The 13,414-nt window shown below is 63.8% G+C and carries 10 protein-coding genes and 1 tRNA gene; 6 read left to right on the forward strand and 5 right to left on the reverse strand.

Annotated features, from left to right (window positions below; genetic code table 11):
* Positions 1–120 precede the first annotated feature (120 nt).
* Both XH91_RS03485 and XH91_RS03490 read right to left on the reverse strand, forming a co-directional pair.
* Positions 121–1,479 (reverse strand): hybrid sensor histidine kinase/response regulator, encoded by a 1,359-nt coding sequence (locus XH91_RS03485; protein ID WP_128949289.1) that lies wholly within the window; start codon positions 1,477–1,479, stop codon positions 121–123.
* Positions 1,476–2,645 carry an FIST N-terminal domain-containing protein gene (locus XH91_RS03490; RefSeq protein ID WP_128954708.1) on the reverse strand — a complete coding sequence of 390 codons (1,170 nt, stop codon included), beginning with the start codon at positions 2,643–2,645 and terminating at the stop codon, positions 1,476–1,478. Before XH91_RS03490 ends, XH91_RS03485 begins: the two co-directional genes overlap by 4 nt.
* A 250-nt stretch (positions 2,646–2,895) precedes the next feature.
* On the opposite strand from XH91_RS03490, the gene XH91_RS03495 reads away from it, so the two are divergent.
* Together XH91_RS03495 and XH91_RS03500 are read left to right on the forward strand one after the other, a co-directional pair.
* Positions 2,896–4,935 carry a methyl-accepting chemotaxis protein gene (locus XH91_RS03495; RefSeq protein ID WP_128949290.1) on the forward strand — a complete coding sequence of 680 codons (2,040 nt, stop codon included), beginning with the start codon at positions 2,896–2,898 and terminating at the stop codon, positions 4,933–4,935.
* Positions 4,936–5,082: 147 nt separating this feature from the next.
* The gene (locus XH91_RS03500; RefSeq protein ID WP_128949291.1) at positions 5,083–7,116 is read left to right on the forward strand and encodes a methyl-accepting chemotaxis protein; all 2,034 of its coding nucleotides are present in this window, start codon (positions 5,083–5,085) and stop codon (positions 7,114–7,116) included.
* Positions 7,117–7,373: 257 nt separating this feature from the next.
* On the opposite strand, the gene XH91_RS03505 is transcribed toward XH91_RS03500, so the two are convergent.
* Positions 7,374–7,745, reverse strand: a complete 372-nt coding sequence (locus XH91_RS03505; protein ID WP_128949292.1) for a DUF3175 domain-containing protein — start codon at positions 7,743–7,745, stop codon at positions 7,374–7,376.
* Positions 7,746–7,874: 129 nt separating this feature from the next.
* Between XH91_RS03505 and XH91_RS03510 the strand changes: the two genes are divergently transcribed.
* From XH91_RS03510 to XH91_RS03520, 3 genes are all read left to right on the forward strand, one after another.
* Positions 7,875–9,362 carry an MFS transporter gene (locus XH91_RS03510; protein ID WP_128949293.1) on the forward strand — a complete coding sequence of 496 codons (1,488 nt, stop codon included), beginning with the start codon at positions 7,875–7,877 and terminating at the stop codon, positions 9,360–9,362.
* Positions 9,363–9,366: 4 nt separating this feature from the next.
* Positions 9,367–10,188: a trehalose-phosphatase gene (gene otsB, locus XH91_RS03515; RefSeq protein WP_128949294.1), complete on the forward strand. Its 822-nt coding sequence runs from the start codon at positions 9,367–9,369 to the stop codon at positions 10,186–10,188.
* A gap of 225 nt (positions 10,189–10,413) precedes the next feature.
* Complete coding sequence (locus XH91_RS03520; RefSeq protein WP_164933886.1) at positions 10,414–11,877, forward strand: trehalose-6-phosphate synthase; 1,464 nt, start codon at positions 10,414–10,416, stop codon at positions 11,875–11,877.
* A gap of 43 nt (positions 11,878–11,920) precedes the next feature.
* On the opposite strand, the gene XH91_RS03525 is transcribed toward XH91_RS03520, so the two are convergent.
* Positions 11,921–12,262, reverse strand: a complete 342-nt coding sequence (locus tag XH91_RS03525; RefSeq protein WP_128949296.1) for a hypothetical protein — start codon at positions 12,260–12,262, stop codon at positions 11,921–11,923.
* Positions 12,263–12,457: 195 nt separating this feature from the next.
* Here XH91_RS03525 and XH91_RS03530 point away from each other — a divergent pair.
* Positions 12,458–12,547: transfer RNA gene (locus XH91_RS03530), tRNA-Ser, on the forward strand.
* 178 nt (positions 12,548–12,725) lie between these two features.
* Here the strand turns inward: XH91_RS03530 and XH91_RS03535 are convergent.
* Entirely contained in the window at positions 12,726–13,361 is a 636-nt protein-coding gene (locus tag XH91_RS03535) for a LysE family translocator (protein WP_128949297.1), read from the reverse strand.
* Between the last annotated feature and the right edge of the window lie 53 nt (positions 13,362–13,414).

Consider the following 13,414-nt stretch of genomic DNA (forward strand, 5'->3'; position numbering starts at 1 on the left):
GTCGGCCGGGTCTCCATTCGGTCAATGATCTTGATTGGAAGTCAGGGCGCTGGAAGAATGTAATATATTACCGCTACTGTGCATGGGGTTGTTTTTGACATTTGCCCTGGCCGGCACGCCCTAGCTCAGCAGGAACGACAGCAGTGCCCGCATCTCGGCGGGCTTGATCGGCTTCTTCAGCACCTCGAGCCCATGCAGGCTCGCTTCCTTGGCGGCCTTCTCGGAGTAGTCGGCCGTGATGATCATCGCCGGTGTGTCGAGCTTCAGATGCGCCCGGACGTCGGCGATGGCCGACAGGCCGCTCTCGCCGTGGTCGAGGTGGAGATCGGCGATCACTGCGTCCGGCGCGCCGCCGAGCTCGCTGAGGCGCAGCAAGGCGTCCGCGCCGGACCGCGTGGTGGCGACGTCGCAACCCCAGCCTTCGAGCAGGGCAGCCATCGCTTCCGAGCCCGACGGATCGTTTTCGATGAGAAGGATCTTGGCGCCTTCGAGCCCGCCATATTGCCGTTCCGCGAACTTGGTGGCATGGGCCTCGTCGATGACCTCGGTGCGTTCGGCTCCTTCCATCTCGACCGTGAAGGTCGAGCCCTGGCCGATCTGCGATGACAGGCCCACCTCGTGCCCGAGCACGGTTGCGAAACGGCGCACGATGGACAGGCCGAGCCCGAACCCGGCCTGATCGGTCGCGCTGGCATCGCCGCGCTGGAATTCGCGGAAGATCGCCTCCTGCTGCGCCTGCGGAATTCCAGGCCCGGTGTCCGAAACCTCGACATAGACCCTGTTGGCGCAATGCCCGCAGTCCATGGTGACACCGCCAACCCGGGTATAGCGGATCGCGTTCGCGATCAGGTTCTGCAGGATCCGCCGCAGCATCATCGCATCCGAGGCGACCGCGAGGTCCGTCGTGCAGATCTGCAAAGCCAGGCGCTGCCGCGCGGCGATCGGCTCGAATTCGTTGCGCAGCTGCTCGAACAGCGGCGCCAGCGCCAGCGGCCGCACGTCGGGCTTGAGTGCGCCGGCATCGAGCTTGGCGATCTCGAGCAGAGAGCGCAGCAGGTCTTCCAGCGTCAGCAGGGAGCGGTCGACCTGATCGATCAGCAGGCCGGCATCCTGCGATGCCACCATCTCCGTCAGCGCCGACAAGGTCAGGCGCGCCGCGTTCAGCGGCTGCAGCAGATCGTGGGTGACCGAAATCAGCACCGAGGATTTCAGCGAGCTCGCCGCCTCCGCCTGCTGCTTGGCGCGATACAGGCCTTCATTGGCACGTTCGATCGAATGCAATGCCTCACGCAGCTGGTGGGTCCGGTCGCGAACCTTGTGGTCGAGCGCAATGGCGGTTTCGAACAATGAAAAGGCGTTGAGCTGCTGGTCCATCGAGCGCTCGACGCGCGACATCAGCGCGGCATTGATCTTCTTCAGCTTCGCGGTCTCGCGCCGCAGCTGCTCGACCGTCGCGGGATCCTGCCACGCCTCGGTCACGCCTGCCGCCTGCCGATGGCGACGCCCGTGAATGTCTGGTTCACGTGCATCGAGCCGAACTGTTCACCATAGGTGTGGAAACCGACGACCCGGTTCTGTCGATACAGCTCGGACATGTCGCGGGCGAGCTGGTGCTGCTCGGCATCCAGCCGGCGGAGCAGGCACTCGAAGCCGATATAAAGAGACACCTCGCCGATCTGATCCTGCATTTGCGCGAAGACGTCCTGCGTCGAGCCGACGAGACTGCGCGAGGTGGCGGCGGTGAGCACCATGCCCTCGTCGATGGCGCAAAAGAAATGCAGCGAACCGTCGGGCTCGACCCGCTGGATCGACCGCGCGTAATAGGAACCGCCGACACGCACCAGTACCGGGTGGGACGCAAAGGAGAAAGGGTCGAGCTTGGCGTCGGCCATGATGCCGACCATGCGGGAATATTCCTCCGCGGCGGGCTCCGCGTTCAGCTCCTTCACCGTGCGGCTCTCGATGTCGGCTTCAGTGACCACCATCTTCTGCGGCATCGGCTCGAAATTGTCGCACTTGAAGACCTTGAAGGGCAGCGACGTGTTGAGAAGGATCAGGAGGGCGGCGTTCGTATAGGCGTTGCCTTCGAAGAACACCCACGTCCTCTCGAAGCGCAACCCGTCGCCCGCCGACCCTCCGACGATCGGGATGTCGTCGAGCGAGGCGTAGATGGCGGACATCACCGCCTCTTCCCGGCGGCAGAGCCCGTCGATCAGGACCAGGCCGAACGAATTGCCCCGGTCGACCTGTGGGGTCACGCGCAGCAGCTCGTGGCACAGCTCCCCGCCGATCCGCCGTCCGTCCTCGACCCGGAAGCTGTCGAGATTGAGGATCGGCCGGACCACTGCGGTAAAATCAGCCCGGCTGAATGCCAGCGCCACCACGCTGTTCTCGTCCCAGCCGTCGGGTGCGAGTTCACCGGCGGTCGTGCAGCCGCAGACAGGCGTCGTGTCGAAGTGCCGGCTGATCTCGGCGATGAAATGGTGGGGGTCGTAGTGAGGTGAGACGAAGACCAGGATCAGGGCCAAATCGTCCGGCGGCAGCTGCGCCGCAAGCTCGGTGACAGCTCCGTCGACGGTCGCAGCCTTCGATTTCGCAACGGCAACGCCGGATGCGTCGCCAAACCGAAAGTCGGCTTGCCCCACTCCGTTTCTCCCTCGAGGCTCACCTCGGTCTCGCGCCGAATGCCTGACAAGTGTCCAGACAGTAAGGTCTTTTCCGCCCTGCCGCAACTCGGCGACCGGACGCTGCGGGGCATCGGTCGGGCCGAAGGCAATCAGCCTCGCCGCCCCGCCGAATTTACCGCCCTTTATCGTTTCTGCCCTAGTTTTGCGCATCGGGTCTGGGGGCGGGGCGCCTCCGGATCGCGGTTGAATAGACGAAATGGGGGTTGGAATGTCCGGGCGTACCGCGTCGCCGTCGAAGCGCAGCATATTTCCCACCCTCCGGTTCCGCGCCAAGATCATCCTCGGCTTTGCCGCCGTGCTGGTGATCTCTGCCGGAAGCATGGCATTCGCCTATTTCGGCTTCGAGCGGGTTTCGTCCGGCGTCGGCTCCTATCGGAGCAGCGTCTCGGAGGCCGATCTCGCCCGCAACATCGACCGCGAGCTGCTCGGCTACCGCTCGGCCGTCAAATATTTCGTCGTCACCGGCAAGGAGGACGACGCCAAGGCGGCGCTGGACGCCGAAGCCAGCCTGAAGAACGCCATCGACCAGGCCGTCAAGAGCGCCAAGTCGCCGGCACGGCAGGACAGCCTCGACAAGCTCGCCAAGGAATTCTCGAATTTTTCCGCAACCTTCGCCAAGGTCCTGCAGGCCAAGCGCGACAGCGCGCTGCTGGTGCAGAACCAGCTCACGCGCCAGGCCAATCTGCTGAAATACAAGCTTGATGATATCGGCAACAACGCCCCAGATTCCGAGGCGCAGGCGATCGAATTCGGCACCAAGCAGGTCAACGCCCAGTTTCAGACTGCGAGCGCCGCGGCGACCAATTTCGTCCTGACGTCCGACCAGTCGATCGCAAACAGCGCATTGGCGCGGCTGAAATTCGTCGAGAACTCGCTCGGCGCGGTCTATTCCATGGACGATACGGTCGTCGCAGGCCTGAAGGATGCCAAGACCATCCTCGTCGCCTATCGCGAAGCGCTGGCGAAGCTGATCGCCAACGCCAAGCTGGTCGACGATCTCGTCACCGAGATGAGCGGCTCGGCCGGTGCGATCTTGCGTGGCGCCTCGGCGATGAAGGCGGATCTGGTCGCCGAACAGCAGCGGCTGGATTCGGAATCGGAAGCGACCATCGGCAAGACCGAGCAACTGGTGTTGATGCTGGCCGTCGGCGGCACGCTGTTGGGTGCGGTCCTTGCCTTCCTGCTCGGCACCGGCATCTCGCGGCCGATGATCGCGATGTGCAAGGCGATGCGTGAGCTCGCCTCGGGCAATTTCGACGTCGTGTTGCCCGGCCTCGGGCGCAAGGACGAGATCGGCGAGATGGCCAGTGCCGTCGAGGAGTTCAAGGTCCAGGCCGTGGCCAAAGCCGAGCGCGATGCGGCGGCCAGCGAAGCCCAGAACAGGGAGCAGGCGGCAAGCCGCCGCGCCGAGCTGATCCGCTTTGCCGATGATTTCGAGAGCGCCGTGGGCGCAATCGTATCCAATGTTTCGGCCTCTGCCGTGCAGCTTGAATCGTCGGCGTCCACACTGACGCGTACCGCCGAGACCACGCAGACCTTGTCGAGCCAGGTCGCCGGCGTCTCCGAACAGGCCTCGAGCAACATGCAGTCGGTCGCGACCGCGACGGAAGAGCTGTCGGCCTCGGTCGAGGAGATCGGCCGCCAGGTCCGCGATTCCAGCCGCATTGCCGAGGCCGCCGTGGTCCAGGCCAAGGAAACGGATGGCCGGATCGGCAAGCTCTCGCACGCGGCTCAGCAGATCGGCGAGGTGGTCAAGCTGATCACCGCGATTGCCGAGCAGACCAATCTGCTCGCGCTGAATGCCACCATCGAGGCGGCGCGTGCCGGTGAAGCCGGCCGCGGCTTTGCGGTGGTCGCAAGCGAGGTGAAGTCGCTGGCGAGCCAGACCGCCAAGGCGACCGACGAAATTTCGTCGCACATCGCGGGCATGCAGGGCGCGACCGCCGAGTCGGTCGCCGCGATCAAGGAGATCGGTGCGACCATCGGCAAGATCTCGTCGATCTCGACCTCGATCGCCAGCGCGGTGGAAGAGCAGGGCGCCGCGACCCAGGAGATCGCCCGCAGCGTCCAGAACGTCGCGCAGGGCACCCAGACAGCCGCGACCGATATCGGCCAGGTCAACCGCGGCGCGGCGGAAACCGGCTCGGCCTCCGAGGAGGTGCTGAATTCGGCGAAGACGCTGTCGTCCGAAAGCACCCGCCTCCGCGCCGAGCTCGACCGCTTCATGGCGAACATCCGGGCGGCGTAAGGCGCCGCCCCGCGACACCTCACCGCAAGTTGCGGTGTGGCAAATTTACCGCGGCTTATCCTTTGCCATTTACCGTGCACGTGAGTCGGGGAGCGGGCTGCTGCCGGGCTGCGCCTGTTTTTTCCGCGAATGGAATGGGGTGGGGGAATGTCCGTGAAGTCGAAGCCGAGCTCTTTGAGGCTCTTCACCTTGCGTTTTCGTGCAAAAATCATCCTCGGCTTCGTGGCGGTGCTGGCCATCCTCGCCGTCAGCATGGCGTTCGCCTATTTCGGTTTCGAGCGAATTGCGGGGGCCGTCGCGTCCTACCGGACCAGCGTGGCGGAAGCAAACCTGGCACGGACCATCGATCGCGAGTTGATCAGCTATCAGGGGCTGACCAGGGCTTACACGCTGACCGGTGCGGCGGATGACGAAACCGCGGCCAAGGCGGCGGAAGAGAATCTGAAGGCGGCGATCGCCAAGTCGATGTCCGCGACGTCCGGCGCGGCACGCCGCGAGGAGATCGGCAAGCTCGAGGCCGAGTTCCAGCGCTTCACAAAGGTCTTCGGCGAGATCATCACGCTGACCCGCGCCAACAACAAGATCGCTGCCGATGAGCTGAACGCTGTCGGCAACAAGATCCGCTTCAAATTCGACGATCTCGCCGATACCGCAGCGCTTGCCGGGCTCGCGTCGGTGCAGACAACGGCCAAGGACATCACCTCGCAATATCTTGCGGTGTCCACATCGGTCGGCGCCTTCGTTGCCAAGCCGGATCCGAAGACCGCCGACGGGGTCGTCGCCCGCATCAAATTCTTGGAAACACTGCTGGTCTCGATCTACGCCAACGACCAGAAGATTACCGACCGTGTCACCGAGATCGGCAATCTCTTGAAGCAATACCGCGCCTCCTTCGCAAAGCTGTCGGAGAACGTGAAGGTCATCGTCAAGTCGAATGCCGAGATGACCAAAACGGCGGCTTCCATCCTCAAGCTCTCCGGCGAATTGCGGTCGGACCTGTCGGCCGATCAGCAGCGCATCGAGGCGGGCGCGAATACGGCGATCGGGGAAACCGAGCAGCTGATGCTGATGCTGGCGCTAGGCGGTCTCGCCATCGGTGCCGCGCTGGCGCTGATGCTCGGCAATGGCATCTCGCGGCCGATGATCGCGATGTGCAAGGCGATGCGTGAGCTCGCCTCGGGCAATTTCGACGTCGTGTTGCCCGGCCTCGGGCGCAAGGACGAGATCGGCGAGATGGCCAGTGCCGTCGAGGAGTTCAAGGTCCAGGCCGTGGCCAAAGCCGAGCGCGATGCGGCGGCCAGCGAATCCCAGAACAGGGAGCAGGCGGCAAGCCGCCGCGCCGAGCTGATCCGCTTTGCCGATGATTTCGAGAGCGCCGTGGGCGCAATCGTATCCAATGTTTCGGCCTCTGCCGTGCAGCTCGAATCGTCGGCGTCCACACTGACGCGTACCGCCGAGACCACGCAGACCTTGTCGAGCCAGGTCGCCGGCGTCTCCGAACAGGCCTCGAGCAACATGCAGTCGGTCGCGACCGCGACGGAAGAGCTGTCGGCCTCGGTCGAGGAGATCGGCCGCCAGGTCCGCGATTCCAGCCGCATTGCCGAGGCTGCCGTGGTCCAGGCCAAGGAGACCGACGGCCGGATCGGCAAGCTCTCGCACGCGGCTCAGCAGATCGGCGAGGTGGTCAAGCTGATCACCGCGATTGCCGAGCAGACCAATCTTCTGGCGCTGAATGCGACCATTGAGGCGGCGCGTGCCGGTGAAGCCGGCCGCGGCTTTGCGGTGGTCGCAAGCGAGGTGAAGTCGCTGGCGAGCCAGACCGCCAAGGCGACCGACGAAATTTCGTCGCACATCGCGGGCATGCAGGGCGCGACCGCCGAGTCGGTCGCCGCGATCAAGGAGATCGGTGCGACCATCGGCAAGATCTCGTCGATCTCGACCTCGATTGCCAGCGCGGTGGAAGAGCAGGGCGCCGCGACCCAGGAGATCGCCCGCAGCGTCCAGAACGTCGCGCAGGGCACCGAGACAGCCGCAACCGATATCGGCCAGGTCAACCGCGGCGCGGCCGAAACCGGCTCGGCCTCCGAGGAGGTGCTGAATTCGGCGAAGACGCTGTCGTCCGAAAGCACCCGCCTCCGCGCCGAGCTCGACCGCTTCATGGCGAATATCAGGGCGGCGTAACTTCGCTGCATCTGAAGTCCGCGCCGTGACATCACCCTCCGCTGTCGTCCCGGACAAGCGCGCCTCAAGCGCGCGCCGATCCGGGACCCATAACCACCGAACTTCGCTGTTACACGAGCTGGCAACTCCGAGTCTTCGCAAAACGATTGCTGCGGAGTATGGGTCCCCGATCGGCGCTTCACTCCCGACAACGCCGCGCGTCGTCGGAATTTGCGCTTGTCCGGGACGACAGCGAAGTAAGTGGCGCGGCTACAGGCTCATTCCTTCCCGAACGCCCGCTTCAGCTCCACCTTCGCTTTTTCCAATCGCTCACGCTGTGTCCTTGGTAAGGTCTTGCCGGCGCGGTTGATGTAGAACGTCAGCATCGACAGCGCGGAGCGATAGGCGCCGGTCTTGCGGCGCGTGCTGTGTTCGGCCGAGCGCTTCAGCGAGGCTGCGATCTTCTTCGGGCTTGTGAGCTTGAACACACCGCGCTTCAGATCGAGCGCGTCGCTCTCCTTCGTCACGCGCTGCGACCAGCGCTTGGGCGCGGCGTGCTTTGTGCTCTTAAGGGGGCCGCTGCGCCTCGCGCTGGTTTTCTTCCGTGCTGCTGGTTTGCGCGAATGTGTCGTCTTTCTGACATGAGCCATGCATCAACTCCTTGCGGCTGCAGCGGAAACGGCCGGCATTCGCCGACGTTCCTAAGGGAACCGGCAGATGCCGCAGACGTTGTCGCAGGTGGCCGGGCCGAATGCCGCACCCCCAGACCCAGCAATGTCATGGAATTGCAGCAGAGCGCAGCGCTGAATGATGGATCCGTAGTCTCGAGGGCGGCCGCAACCGATCGCATCATCGAGACCAGCATTCCCGCGCGGCTCGATGCCCTACCCTGGAGCAGCTTCCACACCCGCGTGGTGCTGGCGCTGGGCATCACCTGGATTCTCGACGGCCTCGAGGTGACGCTCGCAGGCGCGCTGTCGGGGGCGCTGAAACAGAGCCCGACGCTGCGCTTCTCCAATCTCGATCTCGGAATCGCGAATTCTGCTTATCTTGCCGGCGCCGTGCTCGGCGCGCTCGGGTTTGGCTGGCTGACCGATCGCATCGGCCGCAAGAAGCTGTTCTTCATTACGCTTGCCCTTTATCTCTCCGCGACGGCCGCGACCGCGCTGTCGTGGAATGTCGCAAGCTACGCGCTGTTCCGCTTCCTCACTGGCGCCGGCATCGGCGGCGAATACACTGCGATCAACTCGACCATCCAGGAGCTGGTGCCTGCGCGCTATCGCGGCTGGACGGATCTGGTCATCAACGGCAGCTTCTGGATCGGCGCGGCGATGGGCGCAGTCGCGGCCATCGTGCTGCTCGATCCCGCGGTGATTGGTCCCGATCTCGGCTGGCGTCTTGCCTATCTCATTGGCGCCACCATCGGCCTCGTCGTGCTGTTGATGCGGATGTGGATCCCGGAAAGCCCGCGCTGGCTGATGATCCATGGCCGCCCCGAGCAGGCGCACGAGATCGTCGACGGCATCGAGCGCTCGGTGATCGGTCATGATCAGAAGGCGAGCCGCGAGAGTTTCCCCAAGATGCGGCTGAAGATGCGCGATCACACCCCGATCAGCGAAGTCGCGCAGACCCTGTTCGGCACTTATCGCCAGCGCGCGCTGGTTGGCCTGACGCTGATGGTCGCGCAGGCCTTCTTCTACAATGCGATCTTCTTCACTTTCGCGCTGGTGCTGACGGATTTCTATGGCATCAGCGCCGATCACGTCGGCTGGTACCTGCTGCCGTTCGCGGCCGGCAATTTCCTCGGCCCGCTCTTGCTCGGTCGTCTGTTCGACACGCTCGGCCGCCGCACCATGATCATGTTCACCTATGGTATCTCGGGCGTGCTGCTGGCGGTGTCGGGCTATCTGTTCTCGACCGGCGCGTTGAGTGCGCAGGGGCAGACCATCGCCTGGATGGTGATCTTCTTCTTTGCGTCGCCCGCGGCGAGCGCAGCCTATCTCACCGTCAGCGAGACTTTCCCGCTGGAAGTCCGCGCACTGGCGATTGCGGTGTTCTATGCGGTGGGCACTGGCATCGGCGGTGTGATCGGTCCTGCGCTGTTCGGCGCGCTGATCGATACGGGGTCACGCAACAGCGTGTTCGCCGGCTATTTGCTGGGGGCCGTCCTGATGATCGCGGCTGCGATCGTGGCGTGGCGCTACGCAATCTCGGCGGAGCGCAAATCGCTCGAACAAATCGCGCGGCCGCTCGCTTCCATGGAGTAGACTGATGAAACCGGAACTTGCCGAACTGGACCAGAAGCCTCCCATGCCTGACGAAGAAGCGCCCGACGCCGTGCCCGTGCCGCATGCGCTCGTCCCGCATCTTGACGAGACCGCGATTCTGCTCGACATCGACGGCACGCTGCTCGATCTGATGCCGACACCGCGCGAAGTGTGGGTGCCTCCGGGCCTGTCCGAGACGCTGAATCGCCTGACGGAGCGCACCTCAGGCGCGCTGGCCATGGTCAGCGGCCGCTCGCTCAACGACATCGACCTGATCTTCGCTCCCGACGTGTTTCGCGCCGTTGCCGGTCACGGTGCGGAGATGCGGCTGTCGGTGGACAACGAGGCCGACGACGTGCACGCGCCGCCGATGGACAAGGAGTTGAAGCGGCGGCTGGCCGCGATTGCAAAGCTCAGCCCCGGTATTCTGCTCGAGGACAAGGGCTATTCGCTGGCGCTGCATTATCGCCTCGCGCCGCATGCGGAGAAGGCGATCTATGAAGCCGTCTCGCTGATCCGCGCCGATCTGCCCAATGCGCCGATCGAGGTGTTGCCCGGCAAGTTCGTCTGCGAAATCAAGCATTCCGGTTTCACCAAGGCGACCGGTGTGCGCGAGCTGATGAAGCATGAGCCATTTAGGGGACGCCGCCCGATCTTCATCGGCGACGACGTCACCGATGAAACCGTGTTCGCGATCATGCCCGACATGAACGGGCTTTCCTTCTCGGTCGGCCGCCGCGCCATCGGTGTCAACGGTCACTTCGATGCGCCGAACGAGGTGCGTGCGTTCCTCGCGCGGTTGCTCGACGACACGAGGTTGGAATAAGGCGCGGTCATCGCACGGCCATATTGTCACGCGCGCAGTTCCCCTGCGCGCGCTCGTCCGGCTGCGCGGAATCGGTCTTTCCCGAGTGAAATCTCCGGGTTCCCTCGAAGGAAACAGGTTCCAACGCGCATGCCTGACTTTGGTTTCATTTCGTAGAAATGATGACAGGAACCATATTGATGAACGGCAGTTAAACGGGGTGGAATGAACAGGAGGGGACGACCTGTGAACTTAGTTGTCGTTTCAAATCGAGTTGCGCGCGGCAAGCCCAACGAGCCCATGACGGGCGGCCTCGCAGCGGCACTGCTTCCCGTTGTCGAGCATTCGGGCGCCATCTGGGTCGGCTCCTCCGGCCGCGTGCGTGATGGCCACCAGAAGGAGCCGTTCGCCGAGATCGAGGCGCTGGGGTCAGGCGCGATAGCGACGCTGGACCTGCCGGCCGCGCATTATGGCGGATATTACGAAGGCTTTGCCAACTCGGCATTGTGGCCGGCGCTGCATTCGCGCAGCGATCTGATCCGCGTCTCGCGCGATGACTATCTCAGCTATCGCGAGGTCAACGCCTTCATGGCGCGGGCCCTGATGCGCTTCCGCAAAAACAAGACCGCGTTCTGGGTGCAGGACTATCATTTCCTCGCGCTCGGCGCGGAGCTGCGCGATCTCGGCGTCGATGATCCCGTCGGCTTCTTCCTGCACACGCCGTGGCCGGTCGCTGCGGTGATGCAGGGCGTGCCCAATCATCGTGAGCTGATCACGGCGATGCTGGCCTACGACCTGCTCGGTTTCCAGACCGAGAGTGATTGCCAGAATTTTCTCGGCTATGCCGGCGGCGAGCTCGGCCTCATCATCGAGGACGGCGTCGTGCTCTCGCAGCACGGCCGCACGCGCTGCGAGGTGTTTCCGATCGGCATCGATGCGGAGAAGTTCGCGGCCTACGCCGCGAAGTCGGCTTCGCATCCCGACGTTTCGCGCCTGCGCCGCAGCCTCAACGGCGAGCGGCTGGCGATCGGCGTCGACCGGCTCGACTATTCCAAGGGGCTCGTCAACCGCATCAGCGCGTTCGATCGGCTCTGGACGGAGCAGCCGCAGTTTGCGCGGAGCATCTCGCTGCTGCAGATCGCCAATCCGTCGCGCGGCGGAATCGAGGCCTATGGCAATCTCCAGAGCGAGGTCGCCCGCCTCGTCACCGACGTCAACGGTCGCCACGGCGAGGTCGACTGGACGCCGATCCGCTATCTCAACAAGGGCTTTAGCCAGGCCGTGCTCGCCGGCCTCTACCGCACCGCGCAGGTCGGCGTGGTGACTCCGCTTCATGACGGTATGAACCTCGTCGCCAAGGAATACGTCGCCGCGCAGAACCCGGCCGATCCCGGCGTGCTGGTGCTGTCGAAATTCGCCGGCGCCGCCGACGAGCTCGACACCGCGTTGCTGGTCAACCCGCATGACATCGACGGCATGGCGCGCGCGATCGCAGTCGCCGCTGCGATGCCGCTCACGGAGCGCAAGATGCGCTGGGATGCGATGATGAAGAAATTGCGCGGCCACACCATCCAGCAATGGTCGTCGGATTTCGTTGCCGAGCTGGAGAAGTGCCGCACCGAGAAGGTCGCAGCCGCCCCGCTCGCGGCACAACCGCCACAAGCGCTCCGTTGGCTGAAATCGGCGATCTCAGGTGTGCGGTTGATCTAGGAGAGCTCGATGGATCTCCCCTCTCACGAGGGGAGACCGGGTCTCAATAGCAGTACGACACCCCATCCAGGATCGCACATTGTCGCTTGTTCGGCGCATTCGGATCATCCATCGGCACTACGCCCTTGCCCTGGCCGACGAAAACACCGGGGCCGACATGCACTGAGCTCTTGTTGCCGACGATCACGCTCTGGTGCGGCGTCGAACTGGAGCGGGTCCCGTCCGGCCAGAGGATGGTATCGCCAGAAAGCACACCGCGCCGCCCGTCGTCGCAGGTCACATCGACGCCCTGCCTGCTGCAAGCCTGCGCCTTGGCGGGTACGGTCAAGGCGGCGGCAAGGGCCGAAATCAGGCCGAGTATGGCGATGGTTTTGCGGATGGTCATGGGGTCCCTGGTCGTGTTTGGCGGCTTCAAGTGAATCGTCGCACCAAACCCGCACCTGGTTCAGCCTAACGAAGGTTCCAGCCGATCGTGTGGACGATATATTCTCTTTTAGAAACAATATGTTGCGGAAAATTCGCCCGATTGCCCCGCGATCTCTTGCAAAATCATCGGCGCCCCTTCAAGAGAGGGCGCTCCGGAGAGATGGCCGAGTGGCTTAAGGCGCACGCTTGGAAAGCGTGTGTGCGGGAAACCGTACCGTGGGTTCGAATCCCACTCTCTCCGCCATTTGCGCAATTCGCACGCCGCTTTGCGCCACGCCTTGCACCGCCCTCCAAGTCCGTCTTCGGCTCGCGCGCACTTGCGGCGACAGGCCTCAACGGACTTCGGTTCGAAGGACCTGGTGCAACAAAGGCGGTGTGCGGGGCGATCCCGGCATCGACGAGATTACGCTTCCCGGGACCTTCTACCGCTGCTCGGTGGCGATGCGCAGACCCAAAGCAATCAGGACGACTCCGGTTGCGCCCTCCACAAGGCACCGCATGGCGGGACGTTGAAGTGCATTCCGCACCTTGTGGATGGCTGCGGCATAAAATGCGAGCCAGAGGAAGGTCATGACTGCAAAGACAATTCCAAGAGCGAGCAGTGTCGCAAAGGTCGAGCCGCCCATCGGTGCAAACTGGGGGAGCAGGCTGGTGAAGAAAACAGCCATCTTGGGATTGCCGAGATCGCTGATGAGCCCCTGCCTGAAAGCGATCCAAGGACGTACGCGGCCATGGGGTTCGTTTTCGACCGCAATGCCCGAACCTTGTTCCGGCGGCCAAATGGCTTCGTACAACGCGCAGATGCCCAGATAGATAAGATAAGCGGCCCCCAAATACTTGATCGTGAGAAACAGTGGTGCCGAGGCCACCAGAAGAGTAGCGAGGCCGACGCTGGTCGCCAGGGCCCAGACTGTCTGTCCAATTGCTATGCCGGCCGCCGTGCAAATCCCGCCCATCCGCCCGGCCAAAAGGGTGCTGCGGATCGTCGTGGCCGTATCGGGCCCCGGCGTGACGATGACGATGATCGACGTCCCGATGAATGCGAGAAAAGTTAGCATGCTCCGCTGCTCCTCCACATTGCCGGCGACTATGATACACACTGCTGAGGTTT

The organism is Bradyrhizobium guangzhouense (assembly GCF_004114955.1).
Lineage (GTDB): Bacteria > Pseudomonadota > Alphaproteobacteria > Rhizobiales > Xanthobacteraceae > Bradyrhizobium > Bradyrhizobium guangzhouense.